Origin of the sequence: Paenacidovorax caeni, from assembly GCF_001298675.1 — a bacterium.
GTDB lineage: Bacteria > Pseudomonadota > Gammaproteobacteria > Burkholderiales > Burkholderiaceae_C > Paenacidovorax > Paenacidovorax caeni.
Window position 1 is genome coordinate 14,509 of the sequence record NZ_CYIG01000036.1, and the last position, 26,542, is coordinate 41,050.

Here is a 26,542-nt window from a genome sequence, read left to right on the forward strand (position 1 = left end):
TCGGATTCAGTGCGCGTTAGCGCAGGTTCACCAGGGTGGACATGATCTGGTCCTGGGTCTTGATGGTTTGCGCGTTGGCCTGGTAGGCGCGCTGCGCGGTCATCATGTTCACCAGCTCGGCCGTCAGGTCCACGTTCGAGTCTTCCAGGGCGCCGGAGCGCAGCGCGCCGAAGGCGCCGTTGGTGGGCTGGCCGACGGTGGGCTGGCCCGATTCGTAGGTTTCCACCCAGAGGTTGTTGCCGATGTCCGACAGTCCCTGCGTGTTGCGGAAAGTGGCCAGCGACACCACACCCTCGGGGCGCGTCACGCCGTTGGAGTAGCGCGTCAGGATGGTGCCGTCGGTACCGATGTTGATGCCGGTGAGCTGGCCAGCGGTGTAGCCGTCCTGCGTGGACTCGGAAACGGCCCACTTGGTGCCGTACTGGGTTGAGTCGCTGAAGTCGAAGACCACCGGGAAGGTGGGGCCGGGCGTCGGGCTGTTGGGGTTGGCCGGCGCCGTGGCGATGTTCAGCGTCAGGGTCGAGCCGCTGGTGATCTTGCCGTTGCCGTCGAAGGTGATGGTGCCGACCGGCGTGGCCACCACGGGCGGCGTCGCGTTCGGGTCGTCCAACTGGTTGTACACGTTCCACTCGTTGGGGTTGGCCGTTTTCTCGAAGTACAGGCTCACGGTGTTGGGCACGCCCTGGCTGTCGTAGACGGTGATCGAGGTGCCGTAGGTGGCGCGCGGCGTGGGCGGCGTGGCAGTGGCGGCCTCGACGGCGCGCGCGTCCAGGTTGAACGTGACCTTGGCGTTCGCGGTCTGCTTGGCCGGGATCGGCGCGCCGGTGGGGAACACCAGCGGGCGCGGCGAGCCGGCCGTGGGCTTGCCGGTGGCCGGGTCGACAGGGTAGCCCATCACCTTGCCGCCGGCGTTGGTGATGACGTTGCCGTCCTTGTCGAGCTTGAAGTTGCCAGCGCGCGTGTAGGCCATGGTGCCGTCGTTTTGCTGGATCTGGAAAAAGCCGTTGCCGTTAATGGCCACGTCCAGGTTGTTGCCCGTCACCGAGATGCTGCCCTGTGTGAACTGCTGGGCGATGGCGCCCACGCTCACGCCGATGCCGCCGTTGGTGCCGTTGGCCGAGCCAATGGCCGAGGCCACCATTTCGTCGAATTCGGTGCGCGACGCCTTGAAGCCCACGGTGCCGGAGTTGGCAATGTTGTGGCCGATCACGTCCAGGTTCTTGCTGGCGGCGTTCAGGCCCGAGAGACCTTGTTGAAAACCCATGGTTAACTCCTTGAAAGAGGGTGCGCCGCGCTCAGACGATGTTGCGGAACAGGCTGTAGGGGATGGTGTCGCCGTTTTCCAGCGTCAGCGTGAGTGCGCCGTTGTCCCATCCCGTGCCGACGACCTTGGACTGCATGAGCGTGGAGCTGTCCACCGCGCCGTCCTTGTTCGCGGCCACCACGCGAAAGCGCAGCGTGCTCGGGTCGCCGGCGGTGTATTTGCTGGTGTCCCAGGTGAAGTCGTGGCGGCCTTTTTCTTGCGCGCCCAAATCCACCGTATCCACCACCTGGCCGCTGGGACTGAGCACCTCGATCTTGGTCGAGGTGGCCGTGTTGCCCAGCACGAAATAGCCTTTGCCGCTGCCTTTTTCATCCACGGCCAGGCGGTCGCCCTCGGTCAGCACCGAGCGGCCGATCATCATCGTGCCCTGCAGCGTCTGCATGGCGGCAAATTGCTCGGTCATGCCCTGCATGCTCAGGTTCAGCTGCTGGATGCCCGTCACCGTGTTGATCTGCGCCATCTGCGAGGTCATCTGGGCGTTGTCCATTGGGTTCATCGGATCCTGGTTGTTGAGCTGCGCCACGAGCAGCTTCAGGAAGCGATCCTGCGCCGCGTTGGGATCCGTCGTTGAATTGCCCTTCGTGGAGGTGGTGGCAGCGCCCGCGTCGAGCGCGCTGGTGTCGATCGGTGTGATGAACATGGCTTATTGCCCCATCTGCAGGGTTTTGAGCAGCAGCGTCTTGGCCGTGTTCATGACCTCGACGTTGTTCTGGTACGAGCGCGAGGCCGAGATCATGTTGACCATCTCCTCCACCGCGTTCACGTTGGAATGGTTGACGTAGCCCTCACCGTCGGCCGAGGGGTGGCTGGGGTCGAAGACACGCCGCCCCGGCACCTGGCTCTCCTCGATGCTGCGCACGCGCACGCCGGCGGCAGCGTCCGAGCCCATGGGCGTGGTCTGAAACAACACCTGGCGTGCCTTGTAGGCCTGGCCATCGGGGCCGGCCACGGCGTCCACGTTGGCCAGGTTGCTGGCCACCACGTTCAGGCGTTGCGACTGGGCGCTGATGGCGCTGCCGGAGACGTTGAAGATGGAAAACATCGACATGGCGAAGGCTCGCTTTCTCTTACTGGCCCTGGATGGCGCTGAGCATGGTCTTGGAATTGCCGTTGATGAAGCGCAGCGTGGCCTCGTAGCGCACGGCGTTGTCCACGAAGTTGGCACGCTCACGGTCCATGTCCACGGTGTTCTTGTCCAGGCTGGGCTGGGTCTGCACCCCGTAGCCCAGGGCGCCAGGTTGTTCGCCACTGCGCGCCGCGGGCAGGGGAATGTGCCCGGCGTGGCTGGTGCCGTCGGTGCCCAGCTTCTGCTGCACCAGCGTCGTGCCGCCATCGGTGGCGGCACGCAGGGCGTCGGCGAACTGGAAGTCGCGCGCCACGTAGCCCGGGGTGTCAGCGTTGGCGATGTTGCTGGCGATGACGCGCTGGCGCTCGGCGCGCAGCATCAGCGCGTTGCCGTGGAAATCCAGCCGTTGCGTCATCTTGTCGAGCATGGGGGCCTCTGGTGGGGAAAAGCCGGGGGGCTATGGGTCGTGCAGCGATTATGAAAATGCGCCCTGATTTCTAAAGCCCGAAGAAGCCAGGTTTGGGTGCGCAATTCCCGGCATGGCAGCGCGGCGGCCGGGCCTACAGTGCATGCGTTGAATTGGCCCTGCGCTGCAGGAGGCGCTCATGATTTCCACTCTTTCTTCACCTTGGTCCTGGCTGCGCCGCGCGCTGCCCGGCATGGCGCTGGGTGTGGCCCTGGGCGCTTTCGCGCAAGTACCGGCGTCGACGCCCGGGGATTCGCTGGCCGACATCGGCCCGCTGACGCAGCGCTGGCTCGACGATGCGCTGCAGCGCGTGCAGGCGGGTGGATCGGCGCTGCGCATGGAGGTGGTGGTCGGTACCCTCGATCCGCGCCTGCGCCTGGCGCCGTGTGCGCGCGTTGAACCTTACCTGCCTGCCGGGGCGCGTCTGTGGGGGCGCACGCGCCTGGGGTTGCGCTGCGTTGAGGGCCAGGTGCAATGGAATGTATTCCTCCCCGTGACCATCAAGGCTTGGGGCCCTGCCTGGGTGCTGGCGGGCAACGTGCAATCGGGCAAAGTGCTGACGGCGGCTGATGCCGTGCAGGATGAGGTGGACTGGGCGGCCGAAAGCGCAGCCGTCCTGGCGAACCAGGAGTCCTGGGTCGGGCAGGTGGCATCGCGCCAGTTGCTCGCCGGCCAGGCGCTGCGCCAGTCGATGGTGCGCCCGCCCGAGCTGTTCCGTGCAGGCGCCCAGGTGCGCGTGGTGGCACAGGGTGCGGGTTATGTCATCACGTCTGCGGGGCAGGCCCTGAGTTCCGGGGCTGCGGGGCAGGCAGTGCGTGTACGCATGGACAACGGCCGTATCATTAGTGGTACCGTGTCCGAGGACGGCGCCGTGGAAGTGGCGCTGTAGCCTGCTGCGGCAGTTTGCAAAAAAAGTTCCAAAAAAACCTAAAGTCTGGGAACGAGCCGCCGAAAACATGGACACGCAGCCTCCTGTCCACTGGAGGCGATGGAGAGAACCATGAAAATAGGTCAGCACCCAGAAGTCGCCAATGCGCTGTCGCAGCCTGCCAAGCAGCAGGCCAAGGCCGCCGCGCCTGCGGCACAAGCCGTTGCCCAAAGCACTGTGGCAACGAGCAATGGTGCGCCGGTCACGTTCTCGAACGCGACGCGTAGCCTTGACTCTGCTGCTCGCGCCCAGGGCGACTTCGACGCGGGGAAAGTCAAGGCCATGCGCGAAGCCATTCAGAACGGCACGTTCAAGGTCAATCCCGAAGCGATTGCTGACAAGATGCTGGCCAACGCCCAGGAAGTGTTCGCGCGCGTGCACAACTGAAGGCACCCGCTTCCATCGGCTCTTTCCCTCTCTCTTTCCCTTTCTCTCCTGAGCAGGCACGGCGATGACCTTCCAAGCCATCCTGGCCGCTGCCGAGGAAAAAGTACAGGCCGCCTCCGATGCCCTGCTGGCGGCCGACCCCCTGAAGCTGGAGCAGTGCAGCGGTTTGCTGCGTGATGCCGCTGCAGCGCTGGCGCAGTTGGCGCAGCGCCAGGGCGCGCAGGCCATGGACGCCGCGAGCGTGCAGCGTATCCAGGCCCTGGGTACGCGCTTGGCGCTGGTGCGTGACCAACTGGCGCGCGTGGCCGCACTGGCCGACCGCCAGGCCGCCACCGTGCTGCCCCCGGTCGAGCCCTCTACCTACGGCAGCCCCAAGGGCAGCGCCGCGCGCATCTACCGCGCCGCCGGCTGATTGCTCCCAAAAACATAGCTGCCAGCGCTTTCTACATAAGCGCTAGAGCCATTTTTTCCTTGTATTCCGCTTGAACCCATGGCGCAGCCCATGCAACCGGCGCGCCCTAGGCCAGCAGACGCCGCGCAAGGGCCGCCCCGCCGCGCTGGCATCGTCCCTCTGCCCGCCACGCGCAGCGTGGCGAGAGCGGGGGGAAGCCGCGCAGCGGCTCAGGGGGGTGTTCTCTCAATGCGCCCGCATCTTGGTGCGCAGGCGGGCGACGGCTTGGCTGTGTAGCTGGCACACGCGCGATTCGGTCACCCCGAGCACGGCGGCGATCTCTTTCAGGTTCATGTCGTGCTCGTAGTACATGCCCATGATGTGCTGCTCGCGCTCCGGCAAGGCCTGGATGGCGCGCACCAGCGCATCGCGCAGGCGCTGGTCCCGTAGCATGGCCAGCGGGTCGGCACTGGCGTCGGCCACGTGGCGGTCGAGAAAACCCTCGTCGCCATCGTCATGGTGCATGTCTTCGAGGTAGACGAGCTGGGTGCCTCGCACTTTGCCCAACAGGCTCTGGTAGTCCTCCAGGCTCATGCCCAGCTCGGCGGCGATCTCGGACTCCAGCGGGCTGCGCCCGAGCCGCTGCTCGACGCGGTGCAAGGCCTGCTCGATGTCTTTCTGGCTCTTGCGCGAGCTGCGGCTCATCCAGTCGCTGTCACGCAGCTCGTCCAGCATGGCGCCGCGGATGCGCTGGGTGGCAAAGGTTTCGAACTGCACGCCCTGTGCCGCCTGGTAGCGCGACAGGGCTTCTGCCAGGCCGATCATGCCGACCTGGATCAGATCATCAAGCTCCACGTTGGGCGGCAGCTTGGCGATCATGTGGTGCGCAATGCGCCGCACCAGCGGTACATGCTGGCGCAGCAGAGCATCGCGGTCGAGCTGGCCTTTGGCGGTGTACATCACGAATCAGTGGCTCCGAACGAAGGGTGCGGTGGCCGGTGCAAGACTGGCATACAGCGGCGGCATGGCCACCGCTTCTTCGATGGTGCCTGCGTTCTCCAGCAGTTGCAAGGCCATGCGCTGCAGATCCTGGGGGTTATCCGCATCCACGACCAACCCCTGCTGCGCCAGGCCCAGGTAGTCGGCCGCACAACGTTGCAGCGTGGCGATCTGTGTGCGCGCCTGGCGCTGCTGTGCCGGGCTGTCGCCGCGCACCAGGGCGCAGACCTGGCTGCTTAGACCCGCTTGCACCGCCAGTTGCTTGATGTGCCGGTAGGCCTGCTGCGTGCCCGTGGTGCCCGGTGTGGTCAGGATCAGGGGCACGCTGGTGTGCTGGGGTAGCAGCTCCGCCAATTGGTGCACAGGGGCGTGCAGCAGCACCAGCGCATAGGCACGGAACATGGGGTGCAGCGGTGCCAGGGGCGCGGTGTCCGGCAGGCGTAGCAGGCCGCGCGCTGCGGGCAGCACGGCTACGCAGGCGCCGTCGCCATGCAGGGGGCCGGGGGGCGCGCGCCAGCTGTCCTGCTCCAGCAGCTGCTCCAGGCCCGGAGCGTGTGTGCTTTCCACCGCGCAGCCATCAAGCACGATGGTGGGGTAGCCCAGGCGCTGCAGTTGCTCGCACAGCAGCCACAGTACCTGCAGGCCGAGCGCATCCGGCGCGCTGCCCACCGCAGCGAAGCGCAGCGCCTCGGCGGGGGCGCGGTGCAGCAGGCCCATGCCTTGGTGCATGCCGCGTTCAAGCATGCTGCGACCCGGGCGAGAAGAAGAAATTCAGCTCCATGGCCTTGGGGTCGAACGCCGACTTGGCCGGCGCGCGCATGGACTGCTGGATGAGCTGGTGCGCGTTGGCGGCTTCCCAGTCCTCGGGTACGCGCTGGCCGTTGGTCACACCGCGCAGCAGCGTCTGGTGGCGGATCAGTGCGTCCATGGCGGGGCCGAGCTTCACGGCCTCGTCGATCTTCGACAGGATGGCTTGCTGTGGCGCGCCGCTGGTCTTGAAGGCGTCGAGCACGTCGTCCAGCGTATCGCCGTGGCAGCCGGCGTTGAGCACCAGCAGGCGCTGCACGCCGGGCAGGTCGAGCACTTCTTCCATCTCGCGCTTGCGCGGATCGCGCGGAGCCACGCCGGTGGTGTCGATCAGCACCATCTTCTTGCCGACCAGCAGGCCCAGCAGGTCTTGCAGGGCTGCGCGATCGTGGGCCAAGTGGGCCACCACGCCGAGCATGCGGCCGAAGCTGCGCAGTTGCTCATGCGCACCCACGCGGTAGGTGTCCAGCGTGATCAGGCCGACGCTGCCCGGGCCGTACTGGCGCGCGCACATTGCGGCGAGCTTGGCCGTGGTCGTGGTCTTGCCTACGCCTGTGGCGCCCACCAGGGCGAAGATGCCGCCCTCCTCGTACAAGGGCTCCATGCGCGCGTCGGTCTTGAGGTTGCGCTCCAGCACTTCCATGAGCCAGCGCACGGCGTCGGCGGCCGACAGGTCTTCGGGCAGGCGTTCCAGAATGGCGCGCGACAGCGCCGGGGAGTAGCCCGCGCGAATCAGCTTGAGCATCAGGTTCGACTGGATCGGGTCTTGCCGCGCCTGGCCCAGCCAGGACAGGGTGTTGAAGCGATCTTCAATCAGCTCCTTCATGGCCTGCAGCTCATTCATCAGCCCTTGTTGGCTGATGGCAGGCTCGGTGCGACGGCGCGGCTCCTCGGGCAGGTCCATCGGAATGCTGCGCAGCGGATTGTGGCGTGCCACCACCGGCGCGGCGGCTACCGGGCGTGGTTCATGCACCGGCGCGGGGTCGCGCAGGGGCTCACGGGCGATGAATTCCGGCTCGCGCGCGCTCGGACGCTCGGGCGCGAACTCGCGCGCACGGGGCTGCGGCTCGGGGGCGAAACCGCGCGTATGTTCAGGCTGGGAGTCGCGCGCACGCTCGGCAAAGGTCGGCAGGCGCTCCGGCAGGACGGGCTCGGCCTTTGCCGTCGGCGGGGTGCCGTGCATGGCTTCGTGGCGGCGGCGCAGCATGCGCTCGCGCACGTAGTCCTGGAACGACAGGGTGCTCATGGCCAACTGCTCGGTGTCGGCCTCGACGCTACGGCGTGCGGGCGCCGGGGAGGGCGTGGGCTCGGAGCGCGTGCTCGGTGTGGGCGCGGTGCGGCGTGGTTCCTCGCTGGTCTGCATGGGTTGCAATGCGGGCCGTGCAGAGGGTGCGCTGTCCTGGTCGAGCGCATGCAGCGTGTCTTCCGCGGTGGCAACGACCTCCACGCCATTGGCGGTGGCGCGGTTGGACAGAATTAAGGTGCCGTCGCCGAAGGCCATGCGGGCTTTGGCCAGGGCCTCACGCGAGGTCGCGGCGTGGAAGCGTTTGATGTTCATGCTGCACCTTGAAGAATCGGGCCGATGCGGATGGTGTGGGTTTCAGGTATCTCGCTGTGCGCGAGCACCTGCAGCCGGGGTGCGACGCGGCGCACCAGGCGGGAAATGGCGCCCCGGATGGCATCGGGCACGAGCAGGCAGGCGGGCATCCCCATCTCCTCTTGGCGCAGTGCGACTTCGGCGGCCTTTTGCGTGAGCATGTCCGCCACGCCGGGATCGAGGGAAGGGCCGTTGGCGGCATTGCCCAGGGCCTGCACCAGCAAGCGCTCCAGGCCCGGCTCGATGGCGATCACGTTGAGTTCGCGTGTGGGCCCGTAGATCTGCTGCACGATGGCGGGCGATAGCGCAATGCGCACGCGGCGCGCCAACTCCACCGGGTCTTGCGTGGCGGTGGCGTGTTCGGCCAGTGTCTCGATGATGGTGCGGATGTCGCGGATATGCACGGATTCCTCCAGCAGAAGCTGCAGCACCTTCTGGAAAGTCGTGATCGAGACCATCTTCGGTACCACCTCTTCTATGAGTTTCGGTGCCAGCCTTGCCACGTGCTCCACGAGTTGCTGCGTCTCGGTGCGCGACAGGAGCTTGGCGGCGTGAACCTGCATCAAGTGTGACAAATGGGTGGCCATCACGGTCTCGGAATCAACGACCGTGAAACCAGCCATTTGTGCCGCTTCGCGCTGGGCGCCGTCGATCCAGTGCGCTGGCAGGCCGAATGCCGGGTCGGTCGTGGGGGTGCCGATCAGCGGTGTGCTGATGCCGCCGGGGTTGATGGCCAGGAACATGCCGGGGAAGGCTTCGCCCTCGCCTACGACCACGCCGCGCAACGTGATGCGGTAGGCGCTGGGCTTGAGTTCAAGGTTGTCGCGCACATGCACGGCGGGTGGCAAGAAGCCCACCTCCTGGGCAAACTTGCGCCGCACCCCCTTGATGCGCGTGAGCAAATCGCCCTGGCGGCTCTTGTCCACCAGTGCGATCAGGCGGTAGCCCAGCTCCAGCCCCAGCAGGTCGATGGGCTGCAGGTCGTCCCAGCTGGCTTCGCCGTCGCTTGCCGGGGCCGGCGGGGCCTCGGTCTCGGTGGCGGCCGCGGCAGCCTGCTTTTCACGCTGCACCAGCAGCCAGGCGCCGTAGCCGAACAGGCTGCCCATAGCGAGGAACACCACGTGCGGCATGCCGGGGATCAGGCCCAGCAGGATCAGGATGGCTGCGGTGACGCCCAACACACGCGGCGACATGAAGAGCTGGCGCACGATCTGGCCACCCATGTCCTGCTCCTTGCCCACGCGGGAGATCACCATGGCCGCGGCCACGGAGATCAGCAGGCCGGGAATCTGCGCCACCAGTGCGTCGCCCACAGCCAGCAGGATGTAGCTGTTGGCGGCCTCGCTGGCCGACAGGCCGTGCTGCGCCATGCCGATGGCGAACCCGCCAACGATGTTGATGAGCAGGATCAAGATGCCGGCGACGGCGTCACCACGCACGAACTTGCTGGCGCCGTCCATGGAGCCGAAGAAGGCCGCTTCTTCCTGCACCTCGGCGCGGCGGCGCTTGGCCTCGTCCTCGTTGATGAGGCCAGCGTTCAGGTCGGCATCGACCGCCATCTGCTTGCCGGGCATGGCGTCCAGGGTGAAGCGCGCGGACACCTCGGCAATGCGCTCTGCGCCCTTGGTGACCACGACGAAGTTGATGACCACGAGGATGGCGAACACGATCAGGCCGACGGCGAAGTTGCCGCCGATCAGGAAGTGGCCGAAGGCCTCGATCACCGCGCCAGCAGCGCCAGGGCCGGTGTGGCCTTCCAGCAGCACCACGCGGGTGGAGGCTACGTTGAGCGACAGGCGCATCAGCGTGGTCAGCAGCAGTACCGAAGGAAAAGCAGCGAAATCCAGTGGCCGGATCATGTAGGCGGCCACCATCATCACCATCAGTGCCACAGCAATGTTCAGTGTGAAGAAGGTGTCTAGCAGCCAGGCTGGGATGGGCAGCACCATGAGTGCCAGGATGGCCACCACGAGCAGCGGGGCTGACAGGCCTTGGACCATGGCGCCGTTGCTGCTGGTCCACTGGCGCAATGCGGTCAGAGAGGTGTTCATGCGGCACTTCCTTCAGGCGTCCGGGGTGCCTGTGTACGGGCGGCTTGGTGGTGCGGATCCAGCTCGGGTGGAACGAAGGGTTCCGCCAGGGCCTCGGGCATGCGTCCTTCGCCGCGCAGTGCAGCCTTGAGGCGGTACACGTAGGCCAGCACCTGTGCCACGGCGGCATAAAGCTGTGCGGGAATGGGCTGGTCCAGCTCGGCGTGCGCGTACAGCGCGCGTGCCAGCATCGGAGATTGCAGCACGGGGATCTGGTGGCTGTTGGCCAGGTCGCGGATCTTGAAGGCGACCAGATCCGTCCCTTTGGAAATCACCTGGGGCGCGTTCATGGTCTGGTCGTCGTAGCGCAGTGCCACGGCGTAGTGGGTCGGGTTCATGACCACAAAGTCGGCTTTGGGCACCGCGTTGACGCTGGCGCGGTCGGCGATCTCGCGCTGCTTTTGGCGGATCTTGCCCTTGATCTGCGGGTTGCCTTCGGCTTCCTTGTGCTCGTTTTTGACTTCCTCGTGCGACATCTTCAGGCGCGACTTGAACAGAAAGGCTTGGAGCGGGACGTCGATCACGGCGACCAGGAAAACAACCAGAAGCAGCAGCGCCATGCCCATCATGAGCCAGTCGGCCACGTGGCTGATCGCCAGCTTGGAGGGTTGCAGCGCCACCACCACCACCTGCTCGATGCCGTTGCTGAAGTATTTCCAGGCGACGAAGGTGAGCACTGTTGTCATGAACAGCATCTTGGCCACGTTGACCAGCTGCTGCTTGGAAAACAGGTTGGCAAAGCCCTGGAGAGGGTTGAGCCGGTTGAACTGTGGGGCAATGGGCTTGAAACTGAAAATCCAGCCGCCAGCGGCGATGGCGCTGGCCACCGTGGCGAAGCTGATCAGCAGCGCGAAAAGCAGGCTGGCGCCGACACCCGTCAGCACCATCTCTTGCATGCGGATGAACATGAATTGAGTGCCCTGGACCGTCTCAGCGTTGAAACGCAACTGTCGCCCCAGCGCAAATTGCAAGTGATCGACCAGGGGACGTGCCAGCACCACCATGGCAACGGCACCCACACCCAGGATGGCCAGGTGCGAAAGGTCGCGCGAACGTGCAGCCTGGCCGTCATCGCGCGCTTTTTGCAGCTTGCGGCCGGTGGCTGGTAGGTTCTTGTCTTGGCTGGAGTCCATAGGGGCACGACACTAAGGGTCGTGCCATTGTCGTGACGCAGTGCCAAAACTAAAGGCCGAATAACGCCCCTGAAGGGGTGCTATTCGGCCTTGGTGGACGGCGTGGAGTGCGGTTAAAAACCCAAACTGGCGAGTAGATCGTCCACCTGCGACTGGTCGGTGACCACATCCGGGGTGTTCTCGGGGTCCACCACGGGGCCAGGCAGGTGTTCACGTTCGGCAGGCTGTGGCGCGGTGGGGGCATAGCTAGCGGGGGCGGTTTGCACCAGCAGCTGCACCAGTTGCTGCTCAATCGTCGACGCCAAGGTCACCACGCGCGCGATCACCTGGCCGGTCAGGTCGTGGAAGTCCTGCGCCATCATGATCTCGGTGAGGTGCTCGTCCGCTTCCTTGGTCACACGCTCCATGTCTACCAGATGGTTGTAGACCTCTCCTTTGGCCACGGCGGCAACGGGGTCCTTCACCAGCGCATCAAGCACGCGCTTGGTCTCGGCCGCGATGTACTCATGCTGGGTCTTGGCCTGCTCCACGCGTCCTAGCACTTTTTCGGCGGCTTCCCCCGTCAAGCGGGCAATGTAGGACAGGCGGTTTTGTGCATCGGGCAGCTCTCCGGCGCTCCCGCGCAGCTTGTCGGCGTAGCCCAGCTGGTTGAGCGCGTCGTGCAGCTGGCGCGTCAGGAGGCCGATTTTTTGGTGTACGTCGGGTGTGCTGTTCGATGGTGTTTCCGGGGTGTCCATGGTTTCATAGCCCCATCTTCTTGAGAATCAAGGTCACTTTCTCTTCCAGCGTGGCCTTGGTGAAGGGCTTGACGATGTAGCCTGCGGCACCACCTTGCGCAGCCGCCACGATGTCTTCCTTGCGTGCTTCGGCCGTGACCATCAGCACGGGAAGGTGCTTGAGCTTCTCGTCCCCCTTGATCTCGGCCAACAGTTGGAAGCCATTCATGTTTGGCATGTTGATGTCTGTCACCACGAAATCAAACTTGCCATTGCGCAGTTTCTGCATGGCAGCGACGCCATCCTCTGCCTCGTCGGCATCGGCAAAGCCGCTTTCCTTCAGTAGGTTGCGGACGATGCGCCGCATGGTCGAGAAGTCGTCAACGATCAAGAAACGAAGGTCTGCCACGTGGGACCCTTTCGGTCGGTATTTATGGTCAATGGTCTCATGGGCGCAGCCGCTGTGACAAGTGGTTACGGCTGCTTACCCGGTGAGGGATTGTCCTGCTTTTCAGGAAGCAATTGTTCAATCGGGACTTCGAGGGGCTGTTTGCCCAGCAGACGTTCCTCGGCCTCCCGGGTCAGGATGGTGATGGTAATGCGCCGATTGATGGCCGCGCGCGGGTTGGTCGGCTCCAGTGGGTCACTTGCGGCCAGGCCCACCACGCGGGCCAGCTTGGCGTCGGGCATGCCGGCGGCCACCAGCTCGCGGCGCGAGGCATTGGCCCGGTCGGCGGAAAGCTCCCAGTTGCTGTAGCCGCGCTCGCCGTTGCCGTAGGGTGTGGCGTCGGTGTGGCCTGCCAGGCTCACGCGATTTTCCACGCCCCCCAGGGCAGATCCGATAGCACCCAGAATGTCGCGCATATAAGGCTTCACCAGTGCGCTCCCGCTGTCGAACATGGGGCGGTTCTGGTCGTCGACGATCTGAATCTGCAGGCCGTCGGGCGTCACATCGATGCGGATCTGCGAGCGGTACTCATTGAGCTTGGCGTTCTCCGTGATCATCGCGTCAATCTTGGCGTGCAGCGCGCGGATCCGTGCCGCATCCTGGCGTGCGCGTTCGGCGCGGGAGCTCAGGTCCATGCGGCGGTTGGTGTCTTCCGCGGAGTCGGAGCGGCGCACCTGGCCATGCACTTTGGAAAGATCCGTGCCGCCGCCCGGAATCACACTGGAGCTGTTGCCCGCACCGTCGCCGCCTGCCATTGCCACTTTGAGCGGCGAGGCGAAGTAGGCAGCGATGCCCTGCAGGTCGCCCTTAGCCGTCGAGCCCAGCAGCCACATGAGCAGAAAGAAGGCCATCATCGCCGTGACGAAGTCGGCGTAGGCGATTTTCCAGGCCCCGCCATGCGCGGCATGCGCGGTTTTCTTGACGCGCTTGATGATGATGGGCTGGAGCTTCTTTTCGGCCATGGCGTTGCGTAGTGGCGGGCTTAGGGCGCAGACACGTGCTTACTTCTTGCCCTTGACGTGGCTTTCCAGCTCGATGAACGTAGGACGGTCAGTGGAGAACAGCACCTTGCGCCCGAACTCGATGGCCGTTGCCGGGTTGTAGCCCTGCATGCTGGCGAGCAGGGTGGACTTGATGCATTCGAACTCCTTGGCGGCGTCCTCGGCCTTCTGCTCCAGCAGGCCAGCAAGGGGCTCGACCAAACCATAGGCCAGCAAGATGCCGAGGAACGTGCCCACCAGCGCGGAAGCGATCATGCCGCCAAGTACAGCGGGCGGCTGGCCCACCGAGCCCATGGTGTTCACCACACCCAGCACTGCCGCGACGATACCGAAGGCGGGCAGCGCACCGGCCAGGCGCGTGAGCGCTGCCACCGGGGCATGGGCTTCCTGGTGGTGGGTCTCGATTTCGCTGTCCATCAGCGCCTCGATTTCATGCGCGTTGAGGTTGCCCGACACCATCATGCGCAGGTAGTCGGTCATGAACTCCACCACATGGTGGTCGGTGCCGACGCCCGGATATTTAGTGAACAGCGCCGACTCCTTGGGGTTCTCAACGTCTCCCTCGATCGCCATCAGCCCTTCCTTGCGCGCCTTCTGCAGGATGTCGTAGAGCAGCGCCATCAGGTCCATGTAGCGTGCCTTGGTGTACTTGTTGCCCTTGAGCGCTGCAGGAATGGCAGCCATCGTGGCCTTGAGCACCTTGGGCTGGTTGTTCACGATGAGCGCCCCCAGAGCTGCGCCGCCAATCGTGATCATTTCAAACGGCAGCGCCTCCAGCAGCACGTTCACGTTGCCGCCGTGGGCTACGAATACGCCGAAAACGCACCCAAAAGTGATGAAGTAGCCGAGAATGACGAACATGATCCACCAATTGTGTCAGAGTAGAACGTACTCTAACTCCAGATTAGGGTCGGCATACGTGCTCAGTTCCTGTGAGGCGCCTGCAGTGATGACTCCTTTGATGTGTGTTGAGCTGTGCTGGGCAGCCATCCGGCATCGGTTCGAAGATGCGCGGCTAGGAGAGTTAGGGTGTGTCTGATTCACTATTTTATCTAGATATTGGTTTTTAAATTTTATCAATCAGTTATTCTGGTTTTTGGTGGTTGTTTGGGTGGGTTTTGTTCTGAAAACTCTAATATATTACAATATTTTTTCATGGTCTTGGGGGTAAATTGTCTATTCCTGAATTCGAAGCTTTGCGTGAGGCTGCCTATTTGGATTTTTCTGAAGGCCGCTTGGAGGATGCCTTGTGGCAACTTCAATCTCTAAACGAAAAATGGGGAGGGGCTGATTTCCGGATTTTGAATGATCTGGCTGTTGTTGCTTTCCGGTTGGGGCGCGTCGGCGAGGCTGCTGGATATTTCCTTCAGGCTCATCGTCAGCAGGCGGAGGCGGGGGAGCTGCTTATTGATAATCTGGTGGAGGCCGTAAAGGGGTTGAGCGCTGAATCTTCTCTGGAAGTTGGCAACCAGGTAACGATTTCTTCAAGTCAGGCGAGCGAATGGCTGGCGCAGTGGCTGGGCGATAGTGCATCCGCGCTGCATGCCGATGCGCAGCGGCTGAGCGACGCACAATGGGCGTCGGTACTGTTCGATAGCGTCGCCGGAAAGCCATTCAACGGACACCTGCTGCCTGCCTTCATCGGCGAGGATGCGCAGCGCATGTTTGTCGGATCTTCAGGGGTTGCCGCGCTGCAGGAGGCTCAGAGATTCATGCAGGTACTGTTGGCGCAACTGAGTAAGCATGGCCTCTCGCTGTCGGATGACAGTGTCGCCGTGGACTTCGGTAGCGGATGGGGGCGTTACACGCGCTTCATGCTCAAATACGTGCATCCCGACAACCTGTATGGGTTGGAGGTCAATCAGGGCATGGTCGAGCATTGTCGCAAGGCCTTTGGCATGGCTAACTTCCTCAAGGTCGGAACCTTGCCGCCCTGTCCACTGCGCAGCGGCATGGTGGATCTGGTGTTTGGCTATTCCGTTTTCTCGCACCTGGCGCCGCACTGCGCCGACGCATGGATTGCAGAGTTCGCTCGTGTCACCAAACCTGGCGCTTTGGTGCTTATGACCACCCAAGGGCGCAGTTTCATTGATTTTTGTCGTGATGTGCGCGAATCCGGTGATCGATCCCATCCTTGGTTTATCTCCCTGGCAAAGGCTTTTGCTGATTCTGAGCAGGCTTTTCGAGATTACGATGTTGGGCAATTTTTGCATTTTGGGGAGGGGCAGTATGGGGGTACCTACGGAGAATCGCTGATTCCTCGTGGTTACATCGAGCGCTGTTGGGGGCGATATTTTGATCTGGTGGATTTTATCGATGATCGTCAGGTATTGCCTCAAGCGTTGTTTGTGCTTCGGCGCAATAGTTTGGTTTGCGCGGCTTGACTGACTGCATTTTTGATTAATCGGGCGCTAACTAAGTGTGAGGCATCGCATATGGAGTCGGATTTCAAGGAGTATCCGAAAAAGTGCTTTCCTACAGATTTTTGGGGTCAGGTTAAGCGTACGGTGAATGGGCAACCTGTTTCGGAGTCGCAGATAGCACTGATCGTTGATGCCATCAGGCAGGCGCTACACCTACAACCGGATGACCGCCTGCTCGACCTAGCGTGCGGGAACGGTGCGTTGTCACATCACTTTTTCGGTGAATGCAGTGAGTTCCTAGGAGTGGACTTTTCAGATGTGCTGATTAATGTTGCGCGCCGGAATTTCGAGCAGCCCGGGCGAAAGTTCGTGCTCGACGATGTCGGGCGCTATATCGTGCGTGAGCTGGAACCCGAGCGGTTCACCAAGGTACTTTGCTACGGCAGTTTTTCATATTTTCCTGAGATGACGGCGAGGCGGGTGCTCACACAACTGTGCACCGCGTTTTTGAACGTGGAGCGTGTCTTCATCGGCAATCTGCCAGACCTGCGATTGCACCAAGCCTTTTTCACTGATGGGCGGGATCATGCCAGGGAGCTCAAGGATCCAGAGTCCAAGATCGGCATCTGGCGCAGTGAACAGGAATTCCAGGCCCTGGCGGCCGATTGCGGCTGGTCAGCGTCGATACAAAGGATGCCTCAGGCGTTCTATGCGGCGCATTACCGCTATGACGTGCTGTTGACTCGTGTGGCCTAGGATATGTCTACCTCGTGCGAAAAAAACCATCGAAACGACCTCGCGTTGTTCGGAGGCTCGCCTCTGTTCGAGCGCCCTCGGTCGACGTCTAGCTTGGCTGCGCCGGATTTTGAGTGTTTCCTGACATATTCGCGTGTGTTTTACGAGGCCCGCCAGTTTTCCAACAACGGCCCTCTGGTGCGGCAACTCGAGCAGCGCCTCGCGCAGTTCCACGGAACGACCCATTGCGTAACGTTCTGCAGTGGCTTCTGGGCGTTGGTGCTTGTGATCAAGTGCCTGGCCCTGCCGGGACGCAGGGAGGTTCTGATGCCCTCCCTGACGTACCGTCGCATGGGGGACGTAGTGTCCTGGGCGGGATTGGTGCCTCGCTTCTGCGAAGTCGATTTACGGACGCTGGCTGTGAGCGCAGAGACAGCTCGCCCGCTGGTTAACGAAGATACGGCGCTGCTGTTGGGCGTGCACCCCATCATAAATTGCTGCGATGTGGCGGGGCTTGAGCGCTTGTCCGAAGAAACTGGGGTTCCGTTGTTTATCGATGCCGTCGAGTCGGTTTATGAAACCTTCCAGGGTCGCAAGGTGGGCAGCTTCGGCCGTGCCGAGTGCTTTTCATTGCATGCCAGCAAGCTGCTCAACGGCTTCGAGGGGGGGTATGTCACGACCAACGACGCGTGTTTGGCTGGCCGACTGGTGCGTATGCGCGGTTTCGGCTTCTATACGCCCGATATCGTGCAGGAGTTCGGCATGAACGCCAAGCTCAACGAGGTTCATGCGGCCATGGCCCTCGCTGGACTGGACAGCCTTGAGGTGCAAGTGGCGCGTAACCGTGGGCGCTACCAGGCTTACCGGCAAGTGCTGGCGGGGCTTCAGGGGATGCGCCTAGTGCCCTTCGACGAGAGTGAGCAAAGTGGTTATAAGAGCATTTTGGTCGAACTTCGGGGCGACTGGCCACTCACCCGCGAGCGAACTCTGGATCTGCTGAATGCAGAAAACGTGCTTGCACGTGCCTATTACGCACCACCCCTGCATCTGCGGCCCACCGATTACCCCACGCTGAGCGGCCCGTTGCCCCTGACGGAGCGGCTCGCCGAACGCTTCATGCTGCTGCCATGCGGGCATTTTGTGGACGAAAACGACATCCGGCGGATCGGGGCGCTGTTGCGGTTTATCCATGCGCACGCGTCTGTGCTGCAGGGGGAGGTTTTTGTATGAGCGAAGGCACGCTTGCGCTGTTGGGGGGCGCCCCAGCGTTCGAGAGTGCTGTGCCTGTGGGGCAGTTGTACTTTCCCGACTGGCCGGACTACGTGGAGGCGATGCGGGGCATCTTTGTGCGCCAGTACTACACCAACCAAGGGCCTCTGGTTCGGGAACTGGAGTCCGCGCTGCAGGAGCGCCTGGGCGTGCGTCATGCGATCTGCGTAGCGAATGCCACCATCGGCCTCATGATGGCGGCAGATGCGCTGGGGCTCAGGGGGCGGGTGATAACGTCCGCGTTTTCGTTCATCGCCACGAGTCAGTCCCTGACGTGGGCCGGGCTTGATCCCCTGTTCTGCGATGTGGACGCTAGCAGCCACCACCTCGACCCAGATCGGGTTGAGCACGCGCTGCGGCAGGAAGATGTGAGCGCGGTACTGGCTGTCAACCTCTGGGGCGACGTGTGCGACCATGAGGCACTCAGCCGCCTGGCGGCGCGGCGCGGCGTGCCCTTGTACTTTGACTCGGCCCATGCCTTCGGCTGTGAAGCAGGCGCGCGTGCGGTGGGCGGCTTCGGTGCGCTCGAGGTTTTTTCTTTCCATGCGACGAAGGTGCTGAGCGCGGCGGAGGGGGGCTGCGTCTGCACCAACGACGACATGCTAGCTGCGCGTCTACGCAACATTCGCAGCAGCTATGGCGCCGGGGCGCCCGTGCACGTACGCCGTACGGCTAACGGGCGCATGTCCGAGGCCCAGGCCGCCATCGCCCTGATGAGCCTCAAAGGATTCCCCTCGATCCTTGAGCGCAACCGTGCGCTGTTTGCGGCCTACGAGGCAGGGCTTCAGAGTGTGCAGGGGCTGCGGCTGCTGCGTCCCGCTGCAGTCAATCGGACCAACTACCAATATGTCGTCTGCGAGATCGATGCCGGGGTGTTTGGTTTGGACCGTGACCAATTGCATGCGGTCTTGCGTGCCGAAAATATATTGGCTCGACGCTATTTCTATCCGGGCATCCATCGATGCATGCCGTATCGGGAACAGTTCCCGAGCGCTCCGGCGGATTTGCCCGTCACCGAGGTGCTTTGCAGTCGCGTGCTCCAGTTACCCATCGGTCAGGCTGTCGATGAAGCCGCCGTAGCGCGTATCACCGCGGTCGTACGGGCTGCACAGACGAATGCGCAGCTTGTACGGGCTGTGCTGGCGGGACAGGGGGAGGTGCACGCGTGAGATTAGGCATTATGCAGCCTTATTTCTTCCCCTATGTGGGGCATTTTGCGCTCATTGCCCACACGGATCGTTGGATAGTGTTCGATGCCAGTCAGTACACCCCACGGTCGTGGATGAACCGCAATCGAATCTTGCATCCGCAGTCGGGGTGGACTTATGTGAATGCGCCTCTGGCGCACTCCTCGATCACCCTACGTATATGGCAGGCGCGAGTAGGGGCGCCGCGCGAAGTGCGCCGCAGCCTGCTGGGCAAGCTTAGCCACTACCGGCGGCGTGCTCCCTACTATGAGCGGGCTATTGCGCTGGTCGAGGAAAGCTTCGAGCGCTTGGGAAGCGACGATTCCCTGGTCGCGCTGGATGTCTGCGGCTTGTCCTCAGTGTGTGACTACCTGGGGCTTGATTTCAATTGTCAGGTATGCACACGGCTTGGCCTTGATTTACAAGACGTCGATGGGCCAGGAGGGTGGGCGCCCGAGATTGCACGTCAGCTTGGAGCGCAATCTTATCTTAACCCAGCAAATGGCAGAGAACTATTCAATCCCGAGGACTTTCGCCGCCATGGCATAAACCTAGAGTTTCTGGAATTCAGCGAATTCACCTATGACGCCGGCGCCTATGTCTTCGAGCCGGGGTTGTCGGTGTTGGATGCTGTAATGTGGAATTCGCCTGAGAGAATCCGCCAAGCAATTTTCGACGGGACGAGGATTGTGAGATAGGTAACGGACATTTAGTGGATACGCGATGGAAAGACGGATGAATCATTATCAGGACAACCGAGCTCGCTTAGATGCCCTCGTGGTGCAGGCTCAGCAGGCCGTGGCTACAAGCGCGTTTGGTGACGCGATTGCCTATCTATCAGCAGCCGCCACGTTCGCGTGGAAAAACCATACAGGCGTTTTTCTTGACCGCCGTATGGAGTCGCTCATTGAACAAATTGCCCTGCATGTGAATGCCCGCTACGCCACCACCCCGCTTTGCGGGGCACAAGTTGGCTTCCTGATGACCAGTATCCACACTTATGGTGGGCACTCCAAGATTGCTTGGCGTTGGATGCAGCTTGATCAGAAACATAGTTTCCAACTGGTGCTGACAGCGCAAAAAGGGTGTTCAGTACCGGAGCAGGTTAACGAACTTGTGCGAATAGGGCGAGTTGTTTGTACAGAGGTTTCCGATGGGGATGATGCCTTGACTCGCATCCGTCACGCGCGTGACCAGCTTGCCGGGGCAACATTCCTCATTGCCAATATCCATCCGGACGATGTGACTAGCGCTGTTGCGCTGGCGTGCCTGCGCGATACGCTTCAAGTGGTCTACATCGACCATGCCTTTTTTTCATTCTCGCTTGGCATGCCAAGTGCCCATGCCATCTGCAGTACCAGCCCGGCGGCGGTGGCTATCGCGACTCAAGAGCGCATGGTGTCTCCAGAGCACCTCGTGTGGTACAGAAATTCGCCCGAGTGGCTGGGGCAGGAAGCTCCCCCGGACAGCAGAGCGCTGCGCGAGAAATTAGGCGTGCCTGAAGGAGCGCCACTGCTACTGTCTTCGGGTAGCGAGCACAAATACTACCCGGTGCGTGGTATGGGGCTGCTGGATTTGGTCGCCCCCGTGTTGGATCTCGCGCCGCAGGCGCATCTTGTCGTTGTGGGCATCTTGCGGCCAGAGCGGTTCCAGGACTCCCTGGCCGAGCGTTTCGCGCAGCGCTTGCACTGGCTAAGCCCGGTCAGCGAACGTGAGTTGCTGCAATACATCGCGGCGTGCGACATCTACCTAGATTCTGTTCCGAACCATTCCGGTGGCGCGGCGCAACAGGCCATGCTGCTGTCCAAGCCCACACTGGCTTACGTCGACGCCCTGACCTTCCGTGCTCATCTGGCGCCACAACTCTTCAGCGTGGACGATTTCAGCTGGATTCATTTTTCGGCGAGCTCTTACCGGGCCGACTTGGAGTCGCTCATCGGGAACCACGAATTGCGGCTAGGGCGGGGACGCACCTTACAAGCACAGGTGTCTTCACGCATCAGCGAAAGGGACAATCTGGAGTCGATCCAGGCTAGCTATCGCAAGGCTCTGCAGACGCCACTCGTAGCCCAGACGTTGCTGGACGAAGCCTGGCGCGTGGAGAATCCTGCGCTGCACCAGGTGCAGTACGAGATCACGCGGGGCCTAGATGCCTACAGGAAGCCAAAGGAAGTGGGGCGTCCTTCGATGCAGGTTGCCGTGCGCGCCATTGCCTTCCATCTGCCCCAGTTCCACGCTATCCCCGAAAACGATGCCTGGTGGGGAAAGGGTTTCACCGAATGGAGTAATGTGCGCGAAGGGCGGCCGCTGTTTGACGGCCACTACCAGCCGCGTGTGCCGGCGGAGATGGGTTACTACGACCTTTCCGATGTCGATGTGCTGGATCGTCAGGCCCGCTTGGCGCGCGAGCATGGGCTGGAAGGCTTTTGCTTCTATTACTACTGGTTCGATGGCCAGCGGTTGCTGGAGAAGCCTGTCGATCAACTGCTGAACCGCCCCGATATCGACCTGCCGTTTTGCCTGTGTTGGGCCAACGAGAACTGGACGCGCCGCTGGGACGGTGGCGAGCAGCAGGTGCTGATGCGCCAGAGCTATTCGCCGGAGCTTGACGAACGCTTTGCGCTGGACTTGATGCCTTACCTGCGCGATGCGCGCTACATCCGCGTGAATGGGCGTCCACTGATTATGGTTTACCGGCTCGACATCATCCCGGACGTGGCTCGTTCTGTCGCCGTATGGCGGGAGGTCTGGCGCCGCGAGGGGCTGGGTGAGGTCTACCTGGTTGCTGTGGACAGTTTCAAGTCGGTGCCTCCGGACGCGGCAGGCTTCGATGCAGCGTGCGAGTTTTTGCCGCACCAGGTCAATTTCTCTGCCCTAGCGCCTGAAATGGCGCTGCGCGATCTGCGTGACAAACAGATGAGCTTGGTGGACTACACACAGTTGCCAGATTATTGGCTGGGCAGGCCGCGCCCCGCCTACAAGCGCTTTCGCGGCATTGTGCCCGCGTGGGACAACGCGGCTCGTCGGCGCAAGGGTGGCGCAACAGTCATCCATGGCTCCACGCCCGAACTCTACGAACAATGGCTGCGCCGCACCGTGGCTCGTACCCTCGATGAGCAAGCGGGCGATGAGCGCATCGTCTTTATCAACGCATGGAACGAATGGGGCGAGGGTTGCTATCTGGAACCGGATGCTAAGTTCGGTCGTGCCTATCTGGAGGCCACGCGGCGCGTTCTGCAAAGCCCGCCGCAAGCGCTGCTGGAGGACCTGCGGCGCGAGCGGGAGGCCACCTCGTCTCGGCACGATGCCTTCGCGCAATGGCTGGAGCGGCGCGACCCCGAAGGCGCGCGCCTTCGCATGTCGCAGGAGGTGGGCGCAGCAACTGTCCACATCGTCATCGAAGGTGAGGAGGGTGAGGCGGCAGAATCCACGCGGCGAAGCCTGCGTGGGCTGGATGGGGGCTATCCGCCCGGCGTAGCGGTATCGGTGCTGCCTGAGGGTAGTTACGCCTACCTCATGGTCTTGATGAAGCAGCATGCAGAGCAATGGTGGTTGCGCGTGCCCGCAGGGGCGCAGTTCCTGCCTTCAGGGGTGGAAATGGTGCGCCAGGCGTTGCTGCAAACGCCCGCGTTCAAGGCCGTCTATGCGGACGAGGTGGTTCCAGGGAGCAAGGGGGTGCTGCCCTTGTTCCGCCCGGACTTCAATCTCGACCTGCTCGTGAGCTTTCCCGGGGTGATGGGCCGGCACTGGCTCTTCCACCGCGAGGCACTTGAGGCCATAGGCGGGTTCGACCCCGAGGATGGCGGTGCGTTTGAATTAGGCGCCTTACTGCGCATGGCCGAAAGTGGTGAATTCGGTAGCCTGGGGCATGTACCGGAGCCATTTCTCATCGCTCCTGCCACCGTGTCCGCTAGCGAGGATGCTCGGCGGGCAGTGTTGTCCCACCTGCACAGACGCGGGTACGTCAACGCCCGAGTGGTGGATGGCGCACCAGGCACCTTCCGTGTGCTGTATGGGCATGAGCAGGCACCGCTGGTTTCGGTCATCATTCCGACCAAGGATCAATTGCCGATGCTTCAGCGTTGCGTGGAGACCCTGCTCGGCAATACCGCCTATCGCAACTTTGAAGTGCTCATCGTGGACAACGGCAGCAGCACTCCCGAGGCGCAGGCCTGGCTGGATGGCATCGAGCGCATGGGTGTGGACCAACTGCGCGTTCTGCGCTATCCGCACCCGTTTAACTATTCGGCCATGAACAACCTGGCAGCACGACAAGCGCGAGGCGAATACCTGCTGCTGCTCAACAACGACACGGCGGTGCTGCAGGAAGACTGGCTCGACGCGATGCTCAATCACGCGCAGCGCCCCGAGGTGGGCATTGTCGGTGCGAAGCTGCTTTACCCTGATGGGAATGTGCAGCACGCCGGGGTGGTCTTGGGACTGAATGGGCCTGCGGACCATCCTTACAACGGTGCTGCGCTGGATGCACCGGGCGACATGCACAGATTGCTGGTGGATCAGAATCTGAGCGCCGTGACTGGCGCATGCCTCATGGTGCGCAAGTCGCTTTACGAGGCAGTGGGTGGTTTGGATGAGGGTGACTTTAAAGTTTCCTACAACGATATCGACCTGTGTCTCAAGATAAGGCAGTCAGGTCACCTCGTGGTGTGGACGCCGCACGCGCTCATGATGCATGTAGGCAGCGTGAGCCAGAAAAGCGTGGGCTCTGCTGCCGATGAGGCTAAGCGCCAACGGTTTGCCGCCGAGCAGGACGCGATGTACGCGAAATGGCTCCCGGCGCTAGCACACGACCCGGCCTACCATCGGCACTTCACCTTGTACGGCAAGGGCTACGAGATCGAGCCGCATCTTCGTATGCCCACAGGAGCTCCTTCATGCGGCCCGCGGATACTGGCGCATCCTGCCGATGTGCAGGGCAGCGGGCATTACCGGGTCATCCAGCCATGGCGGGCATTGCATGCTGCCGGACGCATTGAAGGGGGTTACGCGGTGGCCCCGTTGGATCCGCCTGAGCTCGAACGCTATGTGCCTGACGTGATCGTGCTTCAAAGGCAGATTGGCGAAAGGCAGATCGAAGCCATGCGCCGAATACATACTTTTTCGCGCGCGTTTAAGGTGTATGAGCTCGATGACTACCTACCCAATCTGCCTTTGCAGAATGCGCATCGCCACGCTCTGCCGCGCGATGTGCTTAAAGCACTGCGCCGGGGGCTGGGCTATGTGGATCGTTTTGTCGTTTCCACCGACCCCCTGGCGGAAGCCTTTGCGGGCTTGCACGCGGACATCCGGGTGGTGGAAAACAGGCTTCCTCCTTCGTGGTGGAGTGCATTGACACCCATGCGCCGCCAGTCCGCAAAGCCCCGGGTGGGCTGGGCTGGCGGTGTGGGACATTCGGGCGATTTGGCCTTGGTGATAGATGTTGTGCGAGAGTTAGTGCAGGAAGTGGAATGGGTCTTCTTTGGCTTGTGCCCCGACGCTTTGCTGCCGTACGTTCACGAGTACCACCGAGGTGGTCCCATAGGCCGCTACCCCGCGCGTCTGGCGGCCCTGAACCTGGATCTTGCGATTGCGCCTCTGGAGGACAACCTTTTCAATCAGTGCAAGAGTCAGCTCAAGCTCCTTGAATATGGCGCTTGCGGCTATCCAGTCGTTTGCAGTGACGTGGGGCCGTATCGGCGCACGAGCTTGCCGGTAACAAAAGTGCGTAATCGGTTCAAGGATTGGGTGGATGCTATTCGCATGCACGCTCGCGATCTCGATGCGGCCGCCAAGGCGGGGGACGCCCTGCACACTGCCGTCCGCCGGCAATGGATGTTGGAGGGTACAGGGTTGGACGTTTGGCTGGATGCTTGGTCGATCTGAATCGTCCAGGATTTTGGGGTGGCTCCTGACGGTAATCCCCCCGCAAATCCAGTGCACAGAGAAGTTGAACCGCCCATGGTTTTGAGGAGGCTCCAACTCTTGAGAAGATGGAGCCATGAACAAGTCACCGAAGTTCTCCCCGGAAGTGCGCGAGCGCGCCGTGCGCATGGTGCAGGAGCACCGAGCCGACTACCCGTCGCTGTGGGCAGCCATTGAATCGATTGCACCCAAGATTGGCTGCGCGCCGCAGACCTTGAACGACTGGGTCAAGAAGGCCGATGTCGACAGCGGCCAGCGCCCCGGCACCACCACTGCAGACGCCCTGCGCATCAAGGAACTGGAGCGTTAGGTCAAGGAATTGCGCCGGGCCAACGACATCCTGAAGACGGCCAGCGCGTTTTTCGCGCAGGCGGAGCTCGACCGCCGACTCAAATCGTGAAGGCCTACATCGACCGCCACCGTGATGACTACGGGGACGAGCCCATCTGCCGGGTGCTGCAGATGGCCCCGTCGTGTTACTGGCGCCACGCAGCCCGACAACGCAACCCGCAACTGCGCAGTCAACGTGAAGTCCCCTTGAAAACCTGAACCAGGTGGAAGTAGAGAATCCAACCCCACGGAGTCTCTACATGAAGAAATCCAGATTCAGCGAAGCTCAGATAGTCGGCATCCTCAAGGAGGTCGAGCTGGGCGCCAAGGTCGCCGAGACATGCAGGAAGCATGGCGTGAGCGAGCCGACCTACTACAAGTGGAAGAGCCAGTTCTCGGGCATGACGGTCTCGCACCTGGCCCAACTGCGCCAGTTGCAGGACGAGAACGCCAAGCTCAAGCGCATGTACGCCGACCTGGCGCTGATGCACCACGCTCTCAAGGATGTCGTTGACCGAAAGCTCTGACCCCGGAGCGTCGCGAGATGGTTGTCCAAGGTCTTATGGTCGAGCACGGCATGAGCCAACGCCGCGCCTGCCAGGCCAGCGGCATTGCCCGCTCCACGCTGCGCTACCGGCCCGTTGCACGCGACGACTCCGGGGTCATCACCTTCATTCAGGCCTACATAGCGCTGAATCCGCGCCACGGCTTCGGGCTGCTGTATGACAGCGCTCGCTACCAGGGCAAGCCGTGGGGCAAGACGGTGCTCTGGCGTGTGTACTGTGAGCTGCGGTTGAACCTGCCGCGGCGTGGCAAGAAACGGCTGCCGGCGCGCATCAAGCAACCGCTGCAGGCTGCAGGCCAGCCCAACCAGGGTTGGAGTTGCGATTTCATGTCTGATGCGCTGTGGTCTGGCCGCAGGTTTCGCACATTCAACGTCATCGATGAATTCAACCGCGAAGGCCTGCGCATTGAGGTCGACACCAGCCTGCCTGCCGCTCGTGTCATCCGAGCTTTGAACGAGTTGGTGGAGGTGCGCGGCGCGCCGCTGTCGATTCGCCTGGACAACGGCCCGGAGTTCATCGCCAATGCGCTGGCTCAATGGGCGCAGAGCAAAGGCATCGCCTTGCAGCACATCCAGCCCGGCAAACCCACGCAGAACGCTTATGTTGAACGCTTTAACAAGACCTACCGCACCGAGGTGCTGGACTGCTACGTGTTCGACTCCTTGACGGAGGTTCGAGACATGACAGCGGACTGGCTGCACCGCTACAACCACCACCGGCCCCATGAAGCCCTTGGCCGCATCCCACCGGTCGAGTACCGTGTCAAACTGTTCCCCAACCTCTACTTCTGACTGGCTCAGGAATTCGAGGGGACTTC

Annotated in this window: 23 protein-coding genes, 1 pseudogene and 1 other annotated feature; of the genes and pseudogenes, 11 read left to right on the forward strand and 13 right to left on the reverse strand. The window is 62.5% G+C overall.

Annotation, left to right across the window (positions count from 1 at the left end; translation table 11 throughout):
* Nucleotides 1-16: 16 nt before the first annotated feature.
* The 4 genes from flgE to flgB are packed head-to-tail and all read right to left on the reverse strand — an operon-like array spanning nucleotide 17 to nucleotide 2,817.
* A complete protein-coding gene (flgE, locus tag BN2503_RS14240; RefSeq protein ID WP_054257324.1) occupies nucleotides 17-1,264 on the reverse strand; it encodes a flagellar hook protein FlgE in 1,248 nt (415 codons plus the stop codon).
* Nucleotides 1,265-1,295: 31 nt separating this feature from the next.
* Entirely contained in the window at nucleotides 1,296-1,964 is a 669-nt protein-coding gene (locus tag BN2503_RS14245; RefSeq protein WP_054257325.1) for a flagellar hook assembly protein FlgD, read from the reverse strand.
* Nucleotides 1,965-1,967: 3 nt separating this feature from the next.
* Complete coding sequence (gene flgC, locus BN2503_RS14250) at nucleotides 1,968-2,372, reverse strand: flagellar basal body rod protein FlgC (RefSeq protein WP_054257326.1); 405 nt, start codon at nucleotides 2,370-2,372, stop codon at nucleotides 1,968-1,970.
* Between the two features lie 19 nt (nucleotides 2,373-2,391).
* Entirely contained in the window at nucleotides 2,392-2,817 is a 426-nt protein-coding gene (gene flgB, locus BN2503_RS14255) for a flagellar basal body rod protein FlgB (protein ID WP_054257327.1), read from the reverse strand.
* A 178-nt stretch (nucleotides 2,818-2,995) separates the two neighbouring features.
* Here flgB and flgA point away from each other — a divergent pair, with 178 nt between their 5' ends.
* The 3 genes from flgA (at nucleotide 2,996) to BN2503_RS14270 (ending at nucleotide 4,583) form a co-directional block, all read left to right on the forward strand.
* Nucleotides 2,996-3,745 (forward strand): flagellar basal body P-ring formation chaperone FlgA, encoded by a 750-nt coding sequence (gene flgA, locus BN2503_RS14260; RefSeq protein ID WP_054257328.1) that lies wholly within the window; start codon nucleotides 2,996-2,998, stop codon nucleotides 3,743-3,745.
* A 111-nt stretch (nucleotides 3,746-3,856) separates the two neighbouring features.
* Nucleotides 3,857-4,171: a flagellar biosynthesis anti-sigma factor FlgM gene (flgM, locus tag BN2503_RS14265; RefSeq protein WP_054257329.1), complete on the forward strand. Its 315-nt coding sequence runs from the start codon at nucleotides 3,857-3,859 to the stop codon at nucleotides 4,169-4,171.
* Between the two features lie 64 nt (nucleotides 4,172-4,235).
* A complete protein-coding gene (locus tag BN2503_RS14270) occupies nucleotides 4,236-4,583 on the forward strand; it encodes a hypothetical protein (protein WP_054257330.1) in 348 nt (115 codons plus the stop codon).
* Between the two features lie 225 nt (nucleotides 4,584-4,808).
* Here the strand turns inward: BN2503_RS14270 and BN2503_RS14275 are convergent, their stop codons facing one another.
* The 9 genes from BN2503_RS14275 to motA form a co-directional block, all read right to left on the reverse strand.
* Nucleotides 4,809-5,522 carry an RNA polymerase sigma factor FliA gene (locus tag BN2503_RS14275; RefSeq protein WP_054257331.1) on the reverse strand — a complete coding sequence of 238 codons (714 nt, stop codon included), beginning with the start codon at nucleotides 5,520-5,522 and terminating at the stop codon, nucleotides 4,809-4,811.
* Nucleotides 5,523-5,528: 6 nt separating this feature from the next.
* The gene (locus tag BN2503_RS14280) at nucleotides 5,529-6,305 is read right to left on the reverse strand and encodes a hypothetical protein (protein WP_054257332.1); all 777 of its coding nucleotides are present in this window, start codon (nucleotides 6,303-6,305) and stop codon (nucleotides 5,529-5,531) included.
* On the reverse strand, nucleotides 6,298-7,926 hold the full coding sequence (gene flhF / locus BN2503_RS14285) for a flagellar biosynthesis GTPase FlhF (protein WP_054257333.1): 1,629 nt from the start codon (nucleotides 7,924-7,926) through the stop codon (nucleotides 6,298-6,300). The genes BN2503_RS14280 and flhF overlap by 8 nt, the downstream gene beginning before the upstream one ends.
* A complete protein-coding gene (gene flhA / locus BN2503_RS14290) occupies nucleotides 7,923-10,016 on the reverse strand; it encodes a flagellar biosynthesis protein FlhA (protein ID WP_054257334.1) in 2,094 nt (697 codons plus the stop codon). The genes flhF and flhA overlap by 4 nt, the downstream gene beginning before the upstream one ends.
* Nucleotides 10,013-11,188, reverse strand: a complete 1,176-nt coding sequence (locus BN2503_RS14295; RefSeq protein ID WP_054257335.1) for an EscU/YscU/HrcU family type III secretion system export apparatus switch protein — start codon at nucleotides 11,186-11,188, stop codon at nucleotides 10,013-10,015. Before BN2503_RS14295 ends, flhA begins: the two co-directional genes overlap by 4 nt.
* A 113-nt stretch (nucleotides 11,189-11,301) precedes the next feature.
* On the reverse strand, nucleotides 11,302-11,925 hold the full coding sequence (locus BN2503_RS14300; RefSeq protein WP_054257336.1) for a protein phosphatase CheZ: 624 nt from the start codon (nucleotides 11,923-11,925) through the stop codon (nucleotides 11,302-11,304).
* Nucleotides 11,926-11,929: 4 nt separating this feature from the next.
* Nucleotides 11,930-12,313: a chemotaxis response regulator CheY gene (cheY, locus tag BN2503_RS14305; protein ID WP_074930231.1), complete on the reverse strand. Its 384-nt coding sequence runs from the start codon at nucleotides 12,311-12,313 to the stop codon at nucleotides 11,930-11,932.
* Between the two features lie 65 nt (nucleotides 12,314-12,378).
* Nucleotides 12,379-13,314 carry a flagellar motor protein MotB gene (gene motB / locus BN2503_RS14310; RefSeq protein WP_054257337.1) on the reverse strand — a complete coding sequence of 312 codons (936 nt, stop codon included), beginning with the start codon at nucleotides 13,312-13,314 and terminating at the stop codon, nucleotides 12,379-12,381.
* 39 nt (nucleotides 13,315-13,353) lie between these two features.
* Complete coding sequence (motA, locus tag BN2503_RS14315) at nucleotides 13,354-14,214, reverse strand: flagellar motor stator protein MotA (RefSeq protein WP_054257338.1); 861 nt, start codon at nucleotides 14,212-14,214, stop codon at nucleotides 13,354-13,356.
* A gap of 311 nt (nucleotides 14,215-14,525) precedes the next feature.
* On the opposite strand from motA, the gene BN2503_RS14320 reads away from it, so the two are divergent.
* The 8 genes and pseudogenes from BN2503_RS14320 (at nucleotide 14,526) to BN2503_RS14355 (ending at nucleotide 26,516) form a co-directional block, all read left to right on the forward strand.
* On the forward strand, nucleotides 14,526-15,737 hold the full coding sequence (locus tag BN2503_RS14320; RefSeq protein ID WP_139235417.1) for a class I SAM-dependent methyltransferase: 1,212 nt from the start codon (nucleotides 14,526-14,528) through the stop codon (nucleotides 15,735-15,737).
* A 51-nt stretch (nucleotides 15,738-15,788) separates the two neighbouring features.
* Nucleotides 15,789-16,472: a class I SAM-dependent methyltransferase gene (locus BN2503_RS14325; RefSeq protein WP_054257340.1), complete on the forward strand. Its 684-nt coding sequence runs from the start codon at nucleotides 15,789-15,791 to the stop codon at nucleotides 16,470-16,472.
* Nucleotides 16,473-16,607: 135 nt separating this feature from the next.
* Entirely contained in the window at nucleotides 16,608-17,681 is a 1,074-nt protein-coding gene (locus BN2503_RS14330; RefSeq protein ID WP_233495086.1) for a DegT/DnrJ/EryC1/StrS family aminotransferase, read from the forward strand.
* Nucleotides 17,678-18,889, forward strand: a complete 1,212-nt coding sequence (locus tag BN2503_RS14335; RefSeq protein ID WP_054257342.1) for a DegT/DnrJ/EryC1/StrS family aminotransferase — start codon at nucleotides 17,678-17,680, stop codon at nucleotides 18,887-18,889. Before BN2503_RS14330 ends, BN2503_RS14335 begins: the two co-directional genes overlap by 4 nt.
* An 11-nt stretch (nucleotides 18,890-18,900) precedes the next feature.
* Nucleotides 18,901-19,605 (forward strand): WbqC family protein, encoded by a 705-nt coding sequence (locus BN2503_RS19510; RefSeq protein WP_074930236.1) that lies wholly within the window; start codon nucleotides 18,901-18,903, stop codon nucleotides 19,603-19,605.
* A 37-nt stretch (nucleotides 19,606-19,642) separates the two neighbouring features.
* Nucleotides 19,643-24,790 (forward strand): glycoside hydrolase family 99-like domain-containing protein, encoded by a 5,148-nt coding sequence (locus BN2503_RS14340; protein WP_233495087.1) that lies wholly within the window; start codon nucleotides 19,643-19,645, stop codon nucleotides 24,788-24,790.
* Nucleotides 24,791-24,905: 115 nt separating this feature from the next.
* A pseudogene (locus tag BN2503_RS14345) lies at nucleotides 24,906-25,357 on the forward strand (transposase); the annotation flags it as partial.
* Nucleotides 25,184-25,300 (forward strand) — a sequence feature (AL1L pseudoknot). Its footprint overlaps the pseudogene before it by 117 nt.
* Nucleotides 25,358-25,419: 62 nt before the next feature.
* Nucleotides 25,420-26,516, forward strand: a protein-coding gene (locus BN2503_RS14355; protein WP_233495088.1) for an IS3 family transposase whose coding sequence is annotated in 2 segments (ribosomal slippage) — nucleotides 25,420-25,672 and nucleotides 25,672-26,516 — 1,098 coding nt in all. Because the reading frame shifts where the segments join, the coding sequence is not laid out codon by codon here.
* The last annotated feature ends 26 nt before the right edge of the window (nucleotides 26,517-26,542 follow it).